Origin of the sequence: Pseudoalteromonas sp. CnMc7-15 (assembly GCF_022347925.1) — a bacterium.
Taxonomy (GTDB): domain Bacteria; phylum Pseudomonadota; class Gammaproteobacteria; order Enterobacterales; family Alteromonadaceae; genus Pseudoalteromonas; species Pseudoalteromonas ruthenica.
This window is the reverse complement of the sequence record NZ_JAKRFT010000008.1, coordinates 68,711-87,691: the sequence shown is the minus strand read 5'-3', so window position 1 is coordinate 87,691 and position 18,981 is coordinate 68,711. Positions and strand designations below refer to the sequence as shown.

Sequence of the window (18,981 nt, the reverse complement as noted above, 5' to 3'; positions counted from 1 at the left end):
AGGGTAAACCCCGACCCACAACACAGCCAAACAACAGAAAAACCCCACACCCGTCACCATATCTATATCTGTAGGCAAGGCTTCAGCCTTGCATCATCCTAGTCAGGGTAAATCCTGACCTACAACAGAACTAAACAACAGAAAAACCCCACACCCGTCATCATATCTATATCTGTAGATAAGGCTTCAGCCTTGCATCATCCTAGTCAGGGTAAATTCTGACCTACAACACAACCAAACAACTAAAAAAACACACCTGTAGGCAAGGCTTTAGCCTTGCACCACCCCAGTCAAGGTAAACCCCGACCCACAACACAGCAGTCTAGGCTGGGTAACCCATGACCTACAATATTAGGCTTTTAAAAACATGATTAGGGGGTGCCAAATGGCTATATATTTTTGGTCTTTTTCGAGTGGAATTGTTAGGCTAGAGAACAGATTTTGAATTTATTAGGGCTGACTTTTGACCCTTCCGTTACTTGCTTACTTATTGATCTTTGCGCTGTTTGGTGTAGCTGCAACGTATTTCGTCAAATTCCTTTACTTTCATTGGTATAAGAATGAGATAAAGCCCAAATTTATTATTCGGGCTTTGGTTTGTATTGCCGCCGTTACTGTATTGTCGCTGGTGTTGAGCGCCTTCGGTTATTAATACGTTTCTTGATTGACATTGCTCTGTACTGCGACGCACTGCTTTAATTTGCATTGTGCTGCGGGTCTCGTGAGATGCTGACAGATACTCATCATGCCTTTTTCAGCATTTAGTTGGCTTTCCTGAGCAGCCAAACTGTTTGCTAACGCAGATACTTGCTGCGGATCTGCTGATTTACTTGAATATACAAGATATTGGCTTGGGCCGCCGCAAGCACGGCTACCCACTGCAACCACTTTACATTGGCTGGCGCTGTCACAAGATTTGTCCTGCGTCAGTGCTTCTAAACGTTGATAATCAGCTTTGATGGATTGCTCTGTGGCACTAATGGCGCGCTCTTCGTTAATCGGTTGGCTAAGTTGTTCGCCGTCTATCCGCTTATCTTTTCCTAGGTTATCTGTTGTTGACTCAGAGCTAGCTCGCTCTACGGCTGTCTCTACTTCACCGGTCGTATTTTGTGGCTCATTATTTTGACATGCAGTGAGGGAGAGCAGTGCAAGGGGGATAATTAAGTGGCGCATAATATTTATAATTGTTGATGAGTATAGTGACCATAATACAAACATTGCGCTAATGCGCAAATGCCAATGTTATGGTCACTAAGCTCAGGCCATCTATTTTTGAATGCCTCCTAGGGTAAGCCCTTTAGGATCGAGTAACTTCTCTAGCTCTTTATAAGGAATGTCGGTTTGTGCTGCAGCTACATCGAGAATAGCTTTATTCTCTTTGTAAGCTTGCTTGGCAATAGCGGCCGCTTTCTCATATCCAATAATGGGGTTAAGCGCCGTTACCAGAATGGGGTTCTTTGCTAAAGAACGCTGTAAGTTATCTTCTCTGACGACGAAGCTGGCAATTGCCTTATCGGCCAAAGCATAGCTGGTATTGGTCAGTAACTCGATACTCTGCAATACGTTATAGGCGATAACGGGCAACATTACATTTAGTTCAAAGTTACCAGCCTGACCCGCTACGGTAATAGTACTGTCATTACCTATGACCTGCGCCGAAACCATGGCTGTGGCCTCAGGGATCACCGGGTTCACTTTGCCAGGCATAATGGATGAACCAGGTTGCAGTGCTTCGAGCTCTATTTCACCAATCCCACCTAAAGGTCCAGAGTTCATCCAACGTAGGTCGTTAGCGATTTTCATAAACGCGACCGCAGCAGTCTTTAGTTGCCCGGATACCGCAACCACCGAATCTTGAGTTGCGATGTGGTAGAACAGGTTTTCTGCCCCTTGGAAGTGACTATCGGTTTGGGCAGCGAGCTGTTTAGCGAAACGCGCCGAAAATTCAGGATCAGCATTTATACCTGTGCCTACAGCAGTACCGCCTTGGGCAAGTTGATGTAAGTGCTCAGCGCTAGCGCTGATTTGTTGCTTCGCCTTAACGACTTGTTCGCGCCAAGCCGACATGCTTTGTGCGAAGGTAACAGGCATGGCATCCATTAGATGTGTGCGGCCGGTTTTAACATGGCTGCCCACTTGTTCAATCTTAGCTTCTATCACACTAATAAGGTGATCTAGCGCTGGGATCAGCTCTTTCTCTATCGCCAGCGCACTACTTACGTGAATTGCTGTTGGGATCACATCATTGGAGCTTTGCCCCATATTTACATGATCATTGGGGTGTACATTATCACCCAGTAACTGACTTGCACGCGTAGCAATGACCTCATTAGCGTTCATATTGGTACTGGTCCCTGAGCCGGTTTGAAATACATCCACAGGGAAGTGCTCAAGGTGCTCACCAGCAATAATTTCGCGACAGGCGTTGTCTATTGCACCACCCACATTGGCATCAAGATGCCCTAGCTCGGTATTAACGGTGGCGGCTGCGCGTTTTATCTGTGCCAATGCCTGAATAAAGCGTGCTGGCATACGCATGGCACTGATGTGAAAGTTGTTCACAGCGCGTTGGGTTTGTGCTTGATATAAGGCACCTGCTGGGACCTGTAGCTCACCCATGCTGTCCTTTTCATGTCGGTACTCTGTGCTCATAATGTGCTCCTTAATAGGGGTTGAACTCATGACAGAGAACGCGAGCTTCTTGGCTGAGTGCTCTGTACTTATGCATACCCTGTTGCTGGCGATAAAAACGCTGAAGGGCAAGCTGTGGTTTGTGCAGCTGACAAAGGCTTTGTTTTCTTACTTGCTGTTCCAACAAAGGGTCACAGATGATATTAACCAATTGGTAAAACGTGCGACGTAAATAAAGCTCTTGTAATAAATACATCTGTCGAGCTCCATAGTAGCGAGCCCAATGCAAACCCGTTTCAATAAACTGTGCAACTAAGTTGGGTGCTTGGCCTCGCTGACACCGCGATAGACGGCGCAGTTGAGCTCCAAGAAATTCAAGCGAAATCTGTGGCACGGTGCAAATCCCTCCAGCTGTATTGATAATAATTATCATTACAGTTGAGAGGGAAGATGCAAGTGATTTTGTGATTAATCCAAATAGGCTTTTAACATCCAAACAAGCTTCTCTTGTTCTTTAATGTAATCGCTCATTAACGCGGCTGTGCCTTCGTCTTGGTTATCGCCGGCATCACTGAGCACCTTACGCTGCATTTTTATTAGTGTTGAGTAGCCATCGACGAGTGATTGTACGGCTTGGCCGCCGTCGCTGACATTTTTCACTTCGTTAATTTGGCTTAATTCGATAAAGTCCGAAAATGCGTGTAGGGGCTCACCACCCAAGGTAAGAATACGCTCAGCTATTTCATCTACTTTTTCCAACAGCAAATTATAAATTTCCTCAAACTTCACGTGCAGCTCGAAGAAATCACGACCTTTGATGTTCCAATGGAAGCCACGGGCATTCATATACTGAATTTGATAGCAACTTAATAGCCGATTGAGTGATTCAATTACGTTTTGAGTTTCTTCACTATCTAATCCAATGGCATTGATTTGCGACATAGCTGTCTCCTGTGCATGGTTGTTTGCTGATAATCAGTATGGCCTAAAGGCACCTGATAACAAGCAGATAAATTCGATGCCTGACATCACTTTTAGCGATAACAACACCGACCCTATAATCATACTTGGGCATGATGTATGCCAAAAACAAGGCCGAGGAGATGAATTTTTGATCTAACGCAACAACTCGATACTGATGATTTATTGCCCAGTGAAAACTTGATTTAGCGCAAGGTTACTTTCCTTGTGCAGGCCATACTGAAACCATCAACGATGAGGAGATAGGGCAATGACAAAAGCAAAAAAAGCAGAAATTACAGTATGTATTATCGCCGTACTAACCTTTGTAATCGGTCTTGTTGGTCATTTAGCTGGAGCCAGTTATGCCAACTCTGATGCATTTGGCATTATTGCTGCGCCAATCCCATTGGTAGTCGGTGTTATTGCGGTAATTGCGTATAAAATCGCAGCGGCTGCTGAGGATTAAGTCTTTAGCTGCGCCAAGATATAATCGACCACCTTACGCGAGTAAATGAGGCTGGTGTGGCTAAGGTGAAAAACTTTATGCTGCGCCATACCTGAGACGCGGGTTTCATCAACCATCACCGTACCATCTGACGGCTTGCCCTGCTCAAATAATGGCAGTAAGCCAAAGGGCAAGTCTCCGGCGATACTGTACAGTTGGGCTGAGAAGGGCCAATCTTGGCTTTCACTCACGAGGTACTCAAGGCTATTCTTCAACAGTGCTTGCATGCCCCGGTCCTGCATATGGCGGGCTATTTGTGCCCCTTTGTGTGGGGTGCCAAGGGTAAAGACCTTTTTTACCTGGTCCGTCTGTGGAAACGCCTGACTGAGGTATTGCCGAGCAATAAGGCCGCCCAAGGAATGACAAACAAAAGCGCACTGGTCATCGGCGATGAAGTCATTAATTTGCGCAAAGATTTTATCGGTATCTGGGTTCAGGGTGTTGTATGACACATTTAAAATGCCATACCCCTGCTTTTTAAGACGTGCGCAAAGAGGGCGCATTACGAAGCCAGACATATACAATCCGTGTAATACAACTACCTTAGTGATCATAGTGACTCCGTTGATAACAATGGCGCTAGTATTTAGCCTTGTCCTTGCAACAAGGTCAAGGGGATTTGTAAGCTGGTCTCGCTATCACTCACCCACACTTCATTATCTTCGATGGTAATCGTTAAATCTAAGCTTCTGGAGGCCATTGCTGCTAGCTTCTGCGTATCTTCATAAGCAAGGCTGACGATACGCAGGTTATCAAACCCAGCGAGTTTCGCTTGGTGTTTTTGCCACCAAGCTTGCTGGCTTCCTTCACCATAGGCATAAAGTAATACTTGCTGTGCTCGGCTACAGGCCTTTTTTAGGCGCTTGTCATCAGCGAGACCAAGTTCTACCCATAAGTGAATACTGTCATCGTCGTTTATCCACCACAGCTCGGGCTCATCATCGGCACATAAGCCTTTGGTGAAAACTAAATTATCATTAGCATTTAAGGCAAAGGCAAGCACTCTGATCATCATCCGTTGGTCGGTTTCTGATGGGTGCTGCGCGAGGGTAAAAGAGTATTGCTGGTAATGATGGCGGTTTAAATCACTAATGTTCAACCGTGCCTTGATGATCGTTGCTTTTAGGGCCATGCCTGTTCCATAAGAGAGAAGAAAAGCGGGCAGTATACACATTAACGGGTGATCTTGGCGTGTCTCGAAGGTAAAATAATTATTCATCACTTAGGGGAGAGAAAACATGGCAATCCAGTGGTTCCCAGGCCATATGAATAAAGCGCGTAACGAAATAAAAGAGATCATGCCACAAATGGATGTCATCATTGAGGTATTGGACGCGCGCATTCCCTACAGCAGTGAGAACCCTATGGTTGGCGCGTTGCGCGGTGATAAGCCAGTCATTAAAATCCTAAATAAGGCTGATCTGGCCGACCCGCAGATGACCACCCAATGGATGGACTACCTTGAGCGTGAAAATGGTGTCAAAGCCATGCCGCTCGCGAACGATAAAGCGGGCCATACTGGCAAAGTCATTGAACTGTGTAAAAAGCTTGTGCCGCACAAAGTAGGTGCCGATAAACAGATTAAAGCCATGATTATGGGGATCCCTAACGTTGGTAAGTCAACGCTTATCAATACGCTTGCGGGGCGCATCGTTGCTAAAACCGGCAATGAACCTGCGGTCACCAAAGCGCAACAGCGGATAAAAATAGACGAAGGGATCATGCTTTACGACACCCCTGGGATGTTATGGCCTAAGGTTGAAAACGAGAACTCCGGCTATCGTTTAGCGGCAACCGGCGCTATTCGTGATACCGCTATTGATTATGAAGAGGTTGCCAGCTACACCTGTGAGTATTTGCTGCAAGCGTATCCGGCACTATTGAGCCAACGCTATAAAGTGTTACCACTGCCAGAACATGACTATGACTTTATGCTTGCAGCGGGCAAAAATCGCGGCTGTCTGCGTGGTGGTAATCAGGTTGATCTTCATAAGTTCGCTGAAATTCTCATTAACGAGTTACGTGATGCGGTGATTGGGCGTATTACCATGGAAACTCCGCAGATGCGTGAGCGAGAGGAACAGATGGTTGCCGAATTGCGCGCGGCAGCAGAGGCTAAAAAGGCCGCTAAGGAAGAAGAAAAGCGGCAACGACGTGCAAGAGCACGGAAAAACCGTCGCTGATATCACGACAAATTTTAGACATAAAAAAAGCCCTTTCGGGCTTTTTTGTTTTCATATCTACCGTCACCGATATGAGCAATGTAGCAAGTAAAATAGTAGGGTGGTTGGCGGCCTAACAGTTCAAGGGGCGTTGAGGAGTGCAGCCACCAACCAAAGCGCATTACGTGCGCAACACGTGTTTCAGGGTCGAGAAACAAAGTTGTCCGCAACAAAACGTTTAATGACATCACTGCTTTCGAATGCGTTCCCGTTTTGTTGATATTGATTATCAATAAGATTTGCCTTTGTGTCAACGCTTTTTGCAAATAATTCTCATTAATATCTGTGTTTTTCTATAACCAACTGAAATTATTTAAATTTATTTTTCTTCTTTTTTGTTGGAATAGTTCTTGAGTAAGCATTAAGGACAGTAACGATAGAAGGAGCCATGTTATGGGTTTAAAAATTTCTACCTCTGTATCCAGTGAACAAGAGCAAGATATTGAAATTATTGATCAATTAATTGAGTCTTTAGAAAATGAGCGAGTCCTAATTCAAGATGTGCAAAAACACGCTGAAGACGAATCTTTGCAAGCACGCATGAAAGTCTTACATGATCATAAGCGTTATTTGCAAACCGAGTTAGCAAAAGCGGTAGGGCAACAGCAGCAACTCGACGAAGTCGACACCAGTTTATTAGGAGATTTGAAGGAGTGGCAGGCAAAGCTTGAGTCCGTAGTGGGCGACAGTGTGCAAGCTTTCCTTGAAGAGTTGAATTCACAGCAACACAAAACCTTAGTGCAATGTCGTAATGCCGCGCAGGTGATGAATGATAGTCAGGGAGCCCAAGAGGTTGAGACCGTGATTGCCCAATTGGAAACTCATGAGCAGTACCTCAAGCGTTTTCTGAATGCGTAGTCTATGGTTAATGAAAACAACAAAAGGATGTAATTTATGAGCGAGAATTACCCCCAGGGACACTTTTGCTGGACCGAATTGTGTTCATCCGACTGGCAAGGTGGGAAAACATTTTATAGTGATTTGTTTACTTGGTCGGCTGAGGACCAGCCTATCGGCAATGGGCTTTACTATACCATGCTAAAAAAGCCACAAGGGGATGTGGCTGCGATGTATCAAATGCCCGCCGATCAACATGCTCAGGGTGTTCCCAGTTATTGGTTGAGCTATATTGCCGTTGATGATGTAGACGCGATGGCAGACAAAGCAAAGTCGCTGGGGGCAACCATAGTACACGGTCCACATGATGTGCCCGAGGCAGGTCGCATGGTGTTGTTGTGCGACCCTGTGGGCGCCATGGTAGCGCTATGGCAGGGTCAGGGACACAAAGGGGCCAGTGTGCAAAATGAGGTTGATACGCCGTGCTGGTTTGAGTTAGCGACCCGCGATATTGAATCTAGTACTAATTTTTACAGTGAGTTATTGGGCTGGCGCGCCGAACTAAAAGCCATGGAAGGGATGGATTACACCCTGTTTAAAGCGGGTGACACTATGGTCGGTGGTATGGTGGCCATGGATGAGCAGTGGCCAGATGATATTCCGCCACATTGGATGATCTACTTTAGTGTCAACGATTGTGATGCACAAGCAGAGCAAGCAAAAAAACTTGGTGGCGAAGTATGTGTGCAGCCCATGGATGTACCTGAAGTAGGCCGTTTTTGCGTCCTCACAGATCCACAAGGAGCGGTCTTTTCAATCATAAACCTTAACCAATAACTTGGGTTTTATTGATTCACCCCCACCCTAAACTCATCAACTTAAAAAGAGGATGAGTGATTATGAGCCAACATGTGGTGATCACCGGTGCCAATCGGGGCATCGGTTTACAGCTAGCGAAAATTTATAAAACTGCTGGAGCTAAGGTTATTGCCGTGGTTAGGCGTAGCAGCGATGAGCTTGATGAACTAGGTGTTGATGTGCGCACAGGGTTTGATGTAAGCCACGCTGACGATGTGGCCCGCTTGCGCACTGAGCTTAAAAACGAGCACATCGATTTATTGATTAATAATGCCGGTGTGTTTCGTAACGAAACCCTGGCAGAGATGAACTTTGACACTATCAATGAACAGCTCTCGGTCAATGCAGTGGCTCCTGTGCGTGTGACTCATGCATTACGTGATAACTTTAGCAAAGGCGCGAAAGTGGCGATGATCACCTCACGTATGGGCTCTATTGCCGACAATGGTTCCGGAGGCTATATAGGCTACCGTATGTCCAAGGCCGCGTTAAATGCAGCCTCAGTGAGCTTGGCCCATGAACTTAAAGCACAAGATGTGGCGGTGGGGTTAATTCACCCCGGATTCGTGCAAACCGAAATGGTCGGTTACGCTGGCGATATAGGCCCAGATGTTGCAGCACAGCGCATCAGTGAGCGTATTGACGAGCTAAACTTAAATAACAGTGGCGGCTTTTGGCATGCTAACGGTGAAACCTTACCGTGGTAAGCTAGCAATCGATACCATCTATCTCTAAGCAGGCAGCAAGCGTGTAGAGCAGCGTTTGCTCCGCCTCGTTAATGTGTGCATCGTGCTCTACGCATACACGACAAGCCTCCAGCAACTGTTGCCGTTTGACCACAGGGAGGCCTTTTATGACTCGCAGGGCGCGCTGCAATCGTGTCAGCTGGCATCGCGCTTCATGCTCTAAGTTAAGCGGTATCTGTAAATGCTGCGCCGCTGCAGCAAGCGCCAGGCGTTGTTGCTCTGGGTTAGCATGGCCATAGCTTGCCAAAGCGCCAAGAAGCTGCTCACAAGCTGCAACAATCACTGTTTTATTCATAACCGGCAACGCACCAACGGTTTTATCAGCGAGGGCATGAGCACTGAGCTGCTGAAAAGACCAAGGAACAAGCTCCCAGTCCTCACACAGCGCAGCGAGCTGTTTTAGCTGGGCAAGAAATTGGCTGCGTTGCGCTTTGGGCAAACAGCGAATTGCACCAATGGCAACCTCAAGCAGGCGAAATTGAGGTTCGGTGCTGAGCTTCGTTAATGCAAGCTCAGCCCTATCCAGCTTATACATATCAACATAAGGAAGCGCGGCGATAAACGTTAGTTGTGCTTGGCGATTCGGCCAGTGTTGATGAAGACACAGTAACATAACTAACCATCGCGCATCGCTCGGCTCATGAGCTAAATAACTTAGAGAGTCCTCTATCCCCATGAGCTTTTCTCGAAAGTCGCCATACACTACTTGTGGCTGCGGGTTGCGCCCTTGGCTAGCACTAAAAGCCATGGTATTTGCTCGGCTTGGCGCCGTGCGTGGACGCTCTTTTAATTGTCCATGCCAATGTGGATCAAGCCTGCGAATACGTTTCGTTAGCGGCGGGTGAGTGCTTAACCAGGTTAACCACGGGCTCAATGCATCACTAAAAAAATAATGACTAAATAGGTGCGCATTATTTTGCCTTAAGGTGTTTTTGCGAGGATTTTCGGCAATAGCCAGTAAAGCCCCGGCCAGTGCTTGTGGGTTACGGGTAAACTGCGCTGCACCAGCGTCAGCAAGATATTCCCGCTGGCGACATACCAGCGCTTTGATAATGTCGCCAAGTTGTGTCCCCAGCCATCCAAACAGCGTCAGAATAACGCCGATGACTGTGGTAAACCCTGCGCCATCTGTGCGTTGCGCGTTGTGGCGACGGGACGCATTCATGGCGCTATAAATTAAGTTTTCACCGGCTTGGCCTATAAAGGTGATGCCATAAAGTAAGGCAGACATACGCACGTTGAGGCGTACATCACCATTGACTATGTGGCTGAATTCATGGGCGACGACCGCTTGTAGTTGCGCTCGGCTTAGCTGATCGAGCGCGCCTTGGGTGATGGCAATGACACTATCGCGACGATGATAGCCCGCGGCAAACGCATTAATACTGGGCTGGTTGGCAAGTAAATAGGTGCTCGGAACGGGCATCCTGGCGGCAATAGCGACCTCTTCAACAACATTCAGTAGCACCCGCTGTTGTTCATGGTAGGTGTTTGTTTGCACCAGCTGCCCGCCTAGTTGCTCAGCAATAACACTGCCACCACGGCGCAATTGCCAGTACTTATAAAGTATGGCTGTACTGATAATTGCAGTGATGGAAAGGGTGAGCCCTAGGTGGATTGAAGCGTCAGTTCCATGCGCGATACCATAATTAAACAGGGTGTATGGATCAGTTGAAAAAATGCTCATCAGCCATAAAAATGGCCAATGTGCGAGGGCGATGAGAGCACCCACCGCGAGCACAAATAATACCAGCAGTAGCCAAGTCTTACGCCTTGCTTGGCGCTGCTGAGAAAAGAAACCGCTCACGGCTACTTAAATGACACGCTAGGGGCTTGGCGTTGTCTTTGTGGATCATCCAGTTCTAGCAGCTTGGCATCTTGGTTATGACCCGTCATGTTGGCAATCAACACCGGCGGGAAACTTTGTCGGTAACTGTTATAGGCAAGTACTGAGTCATTGTATGCTTGGCGTGCGAAAGCGATACGGTTTTCGGTGCTTGATAACTCTTCACTTAGATTGGCCATTGTCGCGTCGGCCTTCAATTCGGGGTAGTCTTCTATGCTCACTTGTAAGGCGCCTAGGGCACTGCTCAAGGCTCCCTCTGTTTGCGCTAAATGGGCAAGTTTAGCCGAAGATAATTCACCACCCGAGAGGCTTTGTAGAGCACTTACAGCTTGATTTCTTGCTTGGGTAACCGCTTTTAAGGTCTCACTTTCATGGTCTAAATAAGCCTGAGCGGTGGCGACTAAGTTAGGGACAAGATCATGGCGGCGATGCAGCTGCACATCTATTTGCGCAAAGGCATTTTGGTATTCGTTTTTATAGCGTACCAGCGAGTTGTAAATCACTATGGCAATGACGACTACCACTGCCGTGATGATTAAAAATAGTTCCATATTAAAGATCTCGCGCAAAAAATTGGGTTAACTATACCTGAATTGTGCACAAAATCAGCCAACATGTAGACATTTTTTGCTATCATGAAAACTGTTTTAGTCTTACCTTATTGGGGCTTGCCATGGAGTTATCGCAAGGCGCTGTACTCAGCTTACCGCTTTTTCAATTCAACGATGAATTACCAAATCGTGATTTAGACCACCCAGATTTATACTTAGAAGTGGTTCTTGACGAGCAGTTACTTGCTCACCTGTGCCAAAACCCAGCGCAAGATCAGAGCGTCAGCTTGCAATTGGCCGATTATCAATTGCTGGCGCATACCGAGTCTGTTCCAAGTGAATCCCACAGTGCCATGTTAATGCTCACTCATGGGCCACTTTTAGCAGCCACTTTAGAGCGCGATAATGGCGTTAGTTACGTATCACCCCAACTGGAAATGATGCCGACCTTTGATCTAGGGGATGATGATGAATAAACTGACGTGGGGTTTGCTGTTGCTGCTATGTACGGGCTGCGCCGTATTAGGTGCGCAGAAGTATGATAGCCTCTTTGGCCCTGAGCAGGTTCAAAACCGCAGTAACGATGTAAGTCCTGCGCAAAGCGACTTTTTTACTGAGCAAGTCAAACCCGTGATAGATAACCGCTGTGTCGTCTGCCACGGGTGCTATGATGCGCCTTGTCAGTTGAAAATGTCATCTCCTGAGGGCATTGAACGTGGTACCTCTAAAGACTTGGTCTATGATGGCACGCGGCTACTTGCAAGTAAGCCTAGCCGCTTATTCGTTGATGCCCACACCACGCAACAGTGGCGTGAGCGTGGCTTCTCACCGGTGCTTAACGAGCGCGAGCAAAGCGCCCATGCTAATTTAGTGGGCAGCGTGATGTATCAAGCTTTGGCATTGAAACAGCAGCACCCGCTGCCAGATCGAGCCATTCTGGGAGAGGAATTTGACTTTGCTCTGGATAGAGACCAAACCTGTCCCACTATTGGCGAGTTTCAACAATACGCGCAAGATAAACCTCACGCGGGCATGCCCTATGGTTTGCCAGCACTGACCAGTAAAGAAATGTCGGTGCTCACACAGTGGTTGCAAGATGGCGCGAAAATGCCCGAGCACGGCCCCATTAGCGCTGAGCTGCAAACTGAAGTGAACAAGTGGGAACGTTTTCTTAATCAAGATGATAACAAACACCGCTTAAGCGCTCGTTATATTTATGAGCACTGGTACCTGGCCAATATCTATTTTGATCAAATCAGCACCTCGGAGTTTTTCACCTTAGTTCGTTCGCGCACGCCTCCCGGTGAAGCCATCGATGTTATTGCTACTCGCCGCCCTTATGAAGATCCTAAGGTAGCGCGCGTTTATTACCGCCTGCTGCCTCGAAAAAGTACCGTACTGGCCAAAACCAATATTCCACTGGCGTTGAATAATGACAAGCTAGCTCGCTTGCGATCACAATTTATTGCGCCGGAATATGCCGTGCCATCACTGCCTGGGTATGACATAAAAGTCGCTTCAAACCCGTTTAAAGTCTTTGCAGCTATTCCCGTAGGCTCTCGATATCAATTTATGCTCGATGAGGCTGAGCTTATTATTCGTGGTTTTATTCAAGGGCCTGTCTGTCGAGGTCAGATTGCTTTGAATGTGATTAATGATCAGTTTTGGGTCGCCTTTGTTGACCCTAAATTCGTGAGTCAGCCCAAAATTGATGAATTCTTAATGCGCCACGAAGATATGCTCGATATGCCTGCCCAGGAAGATTCGAACGCTTTGCCTATTTCTAGCTGGGTCAAATACGCCGCGAAACAAAGTACGTATTTGGAGGCCAAGTCGAAGCTTGCCAATGAAGTTTTTGCCAATGGCCAACACCTCACCGAAAACCTTATTTGGCAAGGGGAAGGGCATAATGACAATGCCGCATTAACGATTTTCCGGCACTTCAACTCGGCAACGGTGGTCAAAGGCTGGGTCGGCGAGCAGCCCAAAACCGCTTGGATTTTAGATTACTCATTATTTGAACGAATTCATTATCTGCTGGTGGCTGGGTTTGATGTATACGGCAATGTTGGCCATCAACTGATCACTCGTCTGTACATGGACTTCCTGCGCATGGAAGGCGAAGACAACTTTCTTGCCTTACTACCGAAAGAGCAGCGCAAGGCACTACGGGCTCATTGGTATAGAAAATCACCCACCAGTCTTGTCGAGTTTATGAAAGATACTAATGTGCGCTTTGAGCAACCGACAGGCATTGACTACAAAACGTCACAGCCACAACAAGAGCTTTACCAGCGCTTAGCCACAAAGCTCTCGGCGGTATTGAGTCAGCGTTATGATTATCAAAAAGTACCTGATGTGCTGCGCCAACTGAATGCCATGCCGAGCACGGCGGTGAACTTATTACCACAAGTGAGCTATATCTTGGTGGCCAATGGTGAGGATGATTATCAGGCTTATACTTTGCTGCATCACAATGCCCACTACAACATCAGCAGCTTATTAGACGAGGAAGATCAGCGCGCCTACGATGAAGATAAAGCACTTGTCATCCCCGGCTTTATTGGCGATTACCCTGAAGCGCTATGGTTGTTACAACCACAGCAGCTGGAAGATTTTGCTGCACATATGCAAAAAATGACCAGCGAGGCTGATTACCGAACCTTAAAAAGTCGTTTTGCCGTACGTCGCACTGACCCGCAATTTTGGCGCTTTAGCGATATTTTGCACCAGCAGGTGAAAAAATATCGGGGAATAGAGTATGGCTTATTAGATTATAACCGACTCGAAAATCGGTAAGCGTTTTAGATCTAATTGTTTGTTAAATATAGATAAATAATTAGCTTCTAATGATTTTATAGCAGTCTTTTTTAGCAAATTGGTACAGAAATGAAAATGTAACAATTTGCAAAGACTTGTTTACCTGTGGCGGTTTTGGCAAAATTGCCGCTGTGCCTAAAATTAGAGAACAACAATGCACTATTGGTTTGTATTATTGCTCGCCCTGAGCGCAACATTCGCAGCGCAGGGCAATGAAAAAAAGCTCAGTAAATGTATTAGCCCCGCAGGTAAAGTAACCTACACCACTAAACGCTGTCCTGCAGGGCATCGTGAAGAGGTTATGCGTGAGCAGTTATCGCTTATTCAGTTTGCTGAAAAAGCGCGCAAAACACCGGATGTGGGCCCTAAAGAAGCTGACGAAAGTGACCTGACTTATTACTTGCGCTCTAACTACGGCGGTACTAACTGGGTAGAAAACATTCAGCGTAGCTATTTGGAACAATACAACGCTGTAGTGGTAGTTGATACCTTCCGTTTGCATAAGCTTGAAGGTATTTGTCGAGCGACACAAAAGTGGATCAGTGAACACCCACACCCTATCTTTGAGCTCAGAGATATGCGCTTTGAGTTTACCACGGGCTCTTCATTTGATACCCGTTACGTGACGCAAGGCAAATGTGATTACCGCCTACGTTAATAACGAAAAGGAGCCTAGGGCTCCTTTTTTAATGGTTCATAACTTGTTTTGCAGCGGCCAGTAATAACGGCTCTGATAAACGAACACGATAATTTGGGTTGGCGTATTGGAAATGCACCATCCCTTGCGTATCGAGCACAAACACGGCAGGCACTGGCAGCGCCACTTTTTGCTCACCATCCAAGCCAACAAAGTTGACGCCCAACTTATTACGATAAACTTTAGCCGTTTTATCATCTAAGAAAAAAGCTAATCCCATTGCTTGTGCCAATGCCAGCTGATCGTCAGAGAGCAGTTGGTAGGTCGGTGAGCTAATGGTGCTTTGCGCAAGCTTTGCAGGACTATCTGGTGAGACGGCGATGATTTGCAAGCCCATCTCGGCGATTTGTTGCTCGATATTTTGGATATTCTTTAATTGCTTTGAACAGTAAGGACACCAGCCACCGCGATAAACAACCAACACCGTAGGCTTATTTGCTAATAGTTGTTTTAACGCAACCGGTTGGCCCTGGGTGTCTTTTAACGTGACATCGGGCACGCTCAAGCCAGGCAGGAGCGGACTTACGCCCTCAGCCGAGTCGCTGATATTGGTAATGACCGCTGCACTGGCGACACCACTGAATAACAATAAGATGGCTCCTACAACAGAGCTCGCAAGTGTTTTAGATAACATAAAATTCCTTTATTAAAACTGTGAAAGCAATGCAACTAGAACGGCCCTAGGGTGATAATCTTTCACGCTATAGGTATGATAGGCAAATACACAGACAATGAGAGATTAAAGAATGTCTAGCGCAGCAAATAAAATTGCCATCATGTTAGAAATGCAGCATGCCATGAATACCAAAGTTCACGAGCAATGGTTCGAGCAAGGGTTTGAGTGGTATCGGGCTATTTGGGTTGAGTGTGCAGAAATGCTGGACCACTATGGCTGGAAATGGTGGAAAAAACAAACTCCGGATACAGAGCAAGTGATTTTGGAGCTGGTGGATATCTTCCACTTCGGCTTGAGTCTGCGCATTGACGGCCACACTTCGTTTGCTGAGTTGGCGGCGCAAATTGAGCAGGAAATGCAAAGTCCTATTCAAGGAGCTGATTTTAAAGTCTCGTTGGAGACGTTAGCAGCCAGCGCGGTAGCTGATAAAGCTTTTAATGCTGCTGCTTTTGCCGGCTGTATGCAGCAAATTGGAATGAATATCGACGATCTTTATCGTGGCTACGTTGGTAAGAACACCCTGAACTTCTTCCGCCAAGACCATGGGTATAAAGATGGAACCTATATCAAGGTGTGGCATGGCCAAGAGGACAATGAGCATTTGGTCGCTGTGGTAAAAAGTCTGGACACTGATAACCCAGACTTCGCCAAGCTCGTTTATCAAGGCTTGCAGCAGCGCTACCCCAGCTAGGCAGGCAAAATGTCACGATAATCGGTGACATTTTCATATCCGGCAAGCGGCTTGTGTGGCTGCTTGCTGTCGGGGTTAGCCACTGCTAGCAGATGATTGATCCCAAAGCGCTTCGCTGCATCGAGTACCGCTGCGCTATCGTCGACGAACAACGTCCGCTTTTTATCAAAGCCCAAGTCGCTTTGCACCTGCTGCCACAGCGATTGGTGCTCTTTACTAACGCCGTAGTCATGGGTAGAAACGAGCTTATCAAGATAGCGGTCCAGCTCAGTGCGTTCTACTTTTAAGCTCAAACTATCTCTATGCGCATTAGTGAGCAAAATAAGCTCTTTTCCTGAATTTTTTAATGCCTGCAAAAACACCTTGGCATCGTCACGAATACTTATCAGGTGCTGAATTTCACGCTTTAACGTCATAATGGGCAACTGTAATTGTTGTTGCCAATAATCTAAGCAATACCATTGTATTTGTCCTTGCACTGCTTCATAGCGGGCCGCCATTTGTTCTCTGGCTTGTTGCAGCGGAATTTGTTGCTGCTTAGCGAGTTGGTGGGGGATGACTTCGAGCCAAAAATGGTTGTCAAAATGCAAGTCTAATAAAGTGCCATCCATGTCGAGTAATACGGTGTCGATATTGGACCAATTTGGCATGGGCTTTTCCTACTAAAACAATTATCATGGATTTATGTTGATAATAACAAAGTCGCGGCTATGACACAGAAAAAGCATCCAACGCCTCCAGAAATACTTGATAATAACGTGGTGGCAAAAAGTAGATTATTTACTGTTGAGGCCCTAGAGCTGCGCTTCTCCAATGGCGAGCAACGTCAGTATGAACGTATTCGAGGCGGAGGCCGTGGTGCGGTCATGATCGTTCCGGTTAACGAACACGATGAACTTATATTAGTGCGTGAGTACTGTGCCGGCACCAATGATTATCAGCTGGGGTTCCCAAAAGGCTTAATCGATCCGGGGGAAACGCCGTTTCAAGCTGCTAACCGAGAGCTGCAAGAGGAAGTGGGCTTAGGCGCTCATGAGCTTAATGAGATGAAAAAAGTGTCGCTCGCGCCTAGCTACTTTAATGCTCATATGCACATTATCACCGCCCGCGACCTTTACCACCAAACGTTGGCTGGTGATGAACCAGAGCCATTAGAGGTAGTGCATTGGCCAATGGCGCAATGGCAAGCTTTGCTTGGCGAGCCGGACTTTACCGAAGCACGAAGTGTGGCAGCTTTGCTATTATTAATACAGGCATCTAATTAAGCCACGAGGTTCAGCAGTAAAAAAGGGGGTCGTGTTGCAAGATTTTCTAGCTCCATGCATTGAGTTGGCCGAGCAAGCAGGTTTGGCCATTATGGCTATTTATCGCCAGAATGATATTGGAGAGCAGGTAAAACAAGATCACACCCCAGTGACCAAAGCAGACATTGCAGCGAATGATGTGCTTATGGCTGGGCTCGAGAAAATGGCGCCTGACATCCCGATTATGTCTGAAGAGACGCCCATTCCCAGTTTAGAAAAACGGCAGCACTGGCAGCGCTATTGGCTGCTGGACCCAATGGATGGCACCGGAGAGTTTATCCTTGAAAGCGGTGACTTTGCCGTCAACATCGCATTAATTGAAAACAATCGACCGGTGCTCGGCGTGATTCATTGGCCGGCGAAAAACACCACCTACTTCGCAACTTATCAACAAGGGGCGTATAAGAAAACGTCCCAAGGGGTTGAGCGCATCAGTGTCGCCCAACCGGCAAACCTTACTTTAGCGGTTAGCCGCAGGCAAAAACTAGAGGCCGTTAGTCAGTACTTAAATGCCACCTTCGACACCGTGCCGTTAGGGTCATGCTCACTCAAGGCTTGTATTATCGCTGAGGGGAAAGCCGATTGCTTTATGCGTATTGGTCCAACCGGTGAATGGGACACCGGCGCTTCGCAGGTGATTGTCGAAGAAGCGGGCGGGTGTATTACCGATGCGGAATTTAATCCACTCACTTATAACCAGCGTGAATCAACAGAAAATCCCGACTTTATTGTAATGGGGCATCCCGATTGGGAGTGGCAAAAAATGATTAGCCCTCATCAGCGCTCTCATCATAATTAGTCTTCGGTGGTGGAAAAACCAGCAGCTGATATGGTTTCAGTGTAATTAAACTTGCATTTAAATTTTGTTGCTATATTATGGCGCTCTCGTTGGCGAAGGGGCTTCCCTAGACCCAACAATGTGGACGCGGGATGGAGCAGTCTGGTAGCTCGTCGGGCTCATAACCCGAAGGTCGTCGGTTCAAATCCGGCTCCCGCAACCAACTTCTAAAAGTTGCGAGCGTCCACAGATAATTGGCGCGGGATGGAGCAGTCTGGTAGCTCGTCGGGCTCATAACCCGAAGGTCGTCGGTTCAAATCCGGCTCCCGCAACCAACTTTTATCGCCAGTTATCACCTTATATTGACGCGGGATGGAGCAGTCTGGTAGCTCGTCGGGCTCATAACCCGAAGGTCGTCGGTTCAAATCCGGCTCCCGCAACCAATTCTTAGTAGACCTCACTACCAATTGCTATTTTAAATTCATTCGACCTAAGGTCGTCGCCACGGCGTGTCGCGTTCACATCCGGCTCCCGCAACCAATTCTTGGTAGAGCTCACTACCAATTACTATTTCAAGTCCATTTGACCTAGGGTCGCCACCACGGCGTGTCGCGTTCATATTCAAGCCTTACAATGAATTACCCTGCGTTGTTTTAAATAAAACGCTATACCCCTTTTGGCAAATTTTTATATTGCTACTGTGGCGTTTTATCGGCGTGAAATCATATCTTTCTAGCTCCGGCAAAGCCGCATCCTACCTTGGCTCAAACGATTTTATTGGCGACCCCAAGATTTTCCTAATTTGATTGCATTTTAAGCGGTTTCTATGATGATGTTCGCCACAAGAGGTGATATA

The 18,981-nt window shown here is 47.0% G+C and carries 21 protein-coding genes and 3 tRNA genes; 14 read left to right on the top strand and 10 right to left on the bottom strand.

The genetic code is table 11. From position 1 onward, the window contains the following. Nucleotides 1-648: 648 nt before the first annotated feature. The 4 genes from MHM95_RS17810 to MHM95_RS17795 form a co-directional block, all read right to left on the bottom strand. The gene (locus tag MHM95_RS17810) at nucleotides 649-1,173 is read right to left on the bottom strand and encodes a hypothetical protein (protein ID WP_239385926.1); all 525 of its coding nucleotides are present in this window, start codon (nucleotides 1,171-1,173) and stop codon (nucleotides 649-651) included. A 93-nt stretch (nucleotides 1,174-1,266) separates the two neighbouring features. Continuing rightward, entirely contained in the window at nucleotides 1,267-2,652 is a 1,386-nt protein-coding gene (locus MHM95_RS17805; RefSeq protein ID WP_239385925.1) for a class II fumarate hydratase, read from the bottom strand. 10 nt (nucleotides 2,653-2,662) lie between these two features. Beyond that, a complete protein-coding gene (locus MHM95_RS17800) occupies nucleotides 2,663-3,025 on the bottom strand; it encodes a hypothetical protein (protein WP_130144982.1) in 363 nt (120 codons plus the stop codon). Nucleotides 3,026-3,099: 74 nt separating this feature from the next. Beyond that, nucleotides 3,100-3,573 (bottom strand): Dps family protein, encoded by a 474-nt coding sequence (locus MHM95_RS17795; protein WP_022946252.1) that lies wholly within the window; start codon nucleotides 3,571-3,573, stop codon nucleotides 3,100-3,102. Nucleotides 3,574-3,862: 289 nt separating this feature from the next. On the opposite strand from MHM95_RS17795, the gene MHM95_RS17790 reads away from it, so the two are divergent. Further along, a complete protein-coding gene (locus MHM95_RS17790; protein WP_045980246.1) occupies nucleotides 3,863-4,060 on the top strand; it encodes a hypothetical protein in 198 nt (65 codons plus the stop codon). On the opposite strand, the gene MHM95_RS17785 is transcribed toward MHM95_RS17790, so the two are convergent. Together MHM95_RS17785 and MHM95_RS17780 are read right to left on the bottom strand one after the other, a co-directional pair. Beyond that, the gene (locus MHM95_RS17785; protein ID WP_045980247.1) at nucleotides 4,057-4,653 is read right to left on the bottom strand and encodes an alpha/beta hydrolase; all 597 of its coding nucleotides are present in this window, start codon (nucleotides 4,651-4,653) and stop codon (nucleotides 4,057-4,059) included. The genes MHM95_RS17790 and MHM95_RS17785 overlap by 4 nt on opposite strands. Before the next feature lie 32 nt (nucleotides 4,654-4,685). Then, on the bottom strand, nucleotides 4,686-5,231 hold the full coding sequence (locus tag MHM95_RS17780; protein ID WP_022946256.1) for a YaeQ family protein: 546 nt from the start codon (nucleotides 5,229-5,231) through the stop codon (nucleotides 4,686-4,688). A 106-nt stretch (nucleotides 5,232-5,337) separates the two neighbouring features. On the opposite strand from MHM95_RS17780, the gene ylqF reads away from it, so the two are divergent. The 4 genes from ylqF to MHM95_RS17760 all read left to right on the top strand — a co-directional run bounded on the left by ylqF (nucleotide 5,338) and on the right by MHM95_RS17760 (nucleotide 8,723). Further along, the gene (gene ylqF, locus MHM95_RS17775) at nucleotides 5,338-6,282 is read left to right on the top strand and encodes a ribosome biogenesis GTPase YlqF (RefSeq protein ID WP_239385924.1); all 945 of its coding nucleotides are present in this window, start codon (nucleotides 5,338-5,340) and stop codon (nucleotides 6,280-6,282) included. A 432-nt stretch (nucleotides 6,283-6,714) separates the two neighbouring features. Next, nucleotides 6,715-7,179, top strand: a complete 465-nt coding sequence (locus MHM95_RS17770) for a hypothetical protein (protein ID WP_239385923.1) — start codon at nucleotides 6,715-6,717, stop codon at nucleotides 7,177-7,179. 36 nt (nucleotides 7,180-7,215) lie between these two features. Then, nucleotides 7,216-7,995 carry a VOC family protein gene (locus MHM95_RS17765; RefSeq protein ID WP_045980248.1) on the top strand — a complete coding sequence of 260 codons (780 nt, stop codon included), beginning with the start codon at nucleotides 7,216-7,218 and terminating at the stop codon, nucleotides 7,993-7,995. 62 nt (nucleotides 7,996-8,057) lie between these two features. Continuing rightward, nucleotides 8,058-8,723 carry an SDR family oxidoreductase gene (locus MHM95_RS17760; RefSeq protein WP_045980292.1) on the top strand — a complete coding sequence of 222 codons (666 nt, stop codon included), beginning with the start codon at nucleotides 8,058-8,060 and terminating at the stop codon, nucleotides 8,721-8,723. A 1-nt stretch (nucleotide 8,724) separates the two neighbouring features. Here the strand turns inward: MHM95_RS17760 and MHM95_RS17755 are convergent, their stop codons facing one another. Beyond that, nucleotides 8,725-10,569, bottom strand: a complete 1,845-nt coding sequence (locus tag MHM95_RS17755) for a M48 family metalloprotease (RefSeq protein ID WP_239385922.1) — start codon at nucleotides 10,567-10,569, stop codon at nucleotides 8,725-8,727. A 2-nt stretch (nucleotides 10,570-10,571) separates the two neighbouring features. Then, nucleotides 10,572-11,159 (bottom strand): LemA family protein, encoded by a 588-nt coding sequence (locus MHM95_RS17750; RefSeq protein WP_022946262.1) that lies wholly within the window; start codon nucleotides 11,157-11,159, stop codon nucleotides 10,572-10,574. A gap of 122 nt (nucleotides 11,160-11,281) precedes the next feature. Between MHM95_RS17750 and MHM95_RS17745 the strand changes: the two genes are divergently transcribed. The 3 genes from MHM95_RS17745 to MHM95_RS17735 all read left to right on the top strand — a co-directional run bounded on the left by MHM95_RS17745 (nucleotide 11,282) and on the right by MHM95_RS17735 (nucleotide 14,637). Further along, a complete protein-coding gene (locus tag MHM95_RS17745) occupies nucleotides 11,282-11,635 on the top strand; it encodes a hypothetical protein (RefSeq protein WP_045980250.1) in 354 nt (117 codons plus the stop codon). Beyond that, nucleotides 11,628-13,958 (top strand): fatty acid cis/trans isomerase, encoded by a 2,331-nt coding sequence (locus tag MHM95_RS17740; RefSeq protein ID WP_239385921.1) that lies wholly within the window; start codon nucleotides 11,628-11,630, stop codon nucleotides 13,956-13,958. Before MHM95_RS17745 ends, MHM95_RS17740 begins: the two co-directional genes overlap by 8 nt. Nucleotides 13,959-14,133: 175 nt before the next feature. After that, nucleotides 14,134-14,637 (top strand): hypothetical protein, encoded by a 504-nt coding sequence (locus MHM95_RS17735; protein WP_022946265.1) that lies wholly within the window; start codon nucleotides 14,134-14,136, stop codon nucleotides 14,635-14,637. A gap of 28 nt (nucleotides 14,638-14,665) precedes the next feature. On the opposite strand, the gene MHM95_RS17730 is transcribed toward MHM95_RS17735, so the two are convergent. Continuing rightward, nucleotides 14,666-15,310: a peroxiredoxin-like family protein gene (locus MHM95_RS17730; RefSeq protein ID WP_239385920.1), complete on the bottom strand. Its 645-nt coding sequence runs from the start codon at nucleotides 15,308-15,310 to the stop codon at nucleotides 14,666-14,668. Between the two features lie 112 nt (nucleotides 15,311-15,422). On the opposite strand from MHM95_RS17730, the gene MHM95_RS17725 reads away from it, so the two are divergent. Then, nucleotides 15,423-16,043 carry a dUTP diphosphatase gene (locus tag MHM95_RS17725; RefSeq protein ID WP_045980253.1) on the top strand — a complete coding sequence of 207 codons (621 nt, stop codon included), beginning with the start codon at nucleotides 15,423-15,425 and terminating at the stop codon, nucleotides 16,041-16,043. Here MHM95_RS17725 and yrfG read toward each other — a convergent pair. Next, the gene (gene yrfG / locus MHM95_RS17720) at nucleotides 16,040-16,693 is read right to left on the bottom strand and encodes a GMP/IMP nucleotidase (RefSeq protein ID WP_045980254.1); all 654 of its coding nucleotides are present in this window, start codon (nucleotides 16,691-16,693) and stop codon (nucleotides 16,040-16,042) included. The two genes, MHM95_RS17725 and yrfG, sit on opposite strands and share 4 nt — an antisense overlap. Before the next feature lie 60 nt (nucleotides 16,694-16,753). Between yrfG and nudE the strand changes: the two genes are divergently transcribed. The 5 genes from nudE (at nucleotide 16,754) to MHM95_RS17695 (ending at nucleotide 18,568) form a co-directional block, all read left to right on the top strand. After that, nucleotides 16,754-17,308 carry an ADP compounds hydrolase NudE gene (gene nudE / locus MHM95_RS17715; RefSeq protein ID WP_022946269.1) on the top strand — a complete coding sequence of 185 codons (555 nt, stop codon included), beginning with the start codon at nucleotides 16,754-16,756 and terminating at the stop codon, nucleotides 17,306-17,308. A gap of 34 nt (nucleotides 17,309-17,342) precedes the next feature. Beyond that, nucleotides 17,343-18,146, top strand: coding sequence for a 3'(2'),5'-bisphosphate nucleotidase CysQ (cysQ, locus tag MHM95_RS17710; protein ID WP_239385919.1), 804 nt, complete (start codon nucleotides 17,343-17,345; stop codon nucleotides 18,144-18,146). Between the two features lie 125 nt (nucleotides 18,147-18,271). After that, nucleotides 18,272-18,348 (top strand) — tRNA-Met (locus MHM95_RS17705). Between the two features lie 35 nt (nucleotides 18,349-18,383). Beyond that, nucleotides 18,384-18,460 (top strand) — tRNA-Met (locus tag MHM95_RS17700). Between the two features lie 31 nt (nucleotides 18,461-18,491). Next, nucleotides 18,492-18,568 (top strand) — tRNA-Met (locus MHM95_RS17695). Nucleotides 18,569-18,981 lie beyond the last annotated feature (413 nt).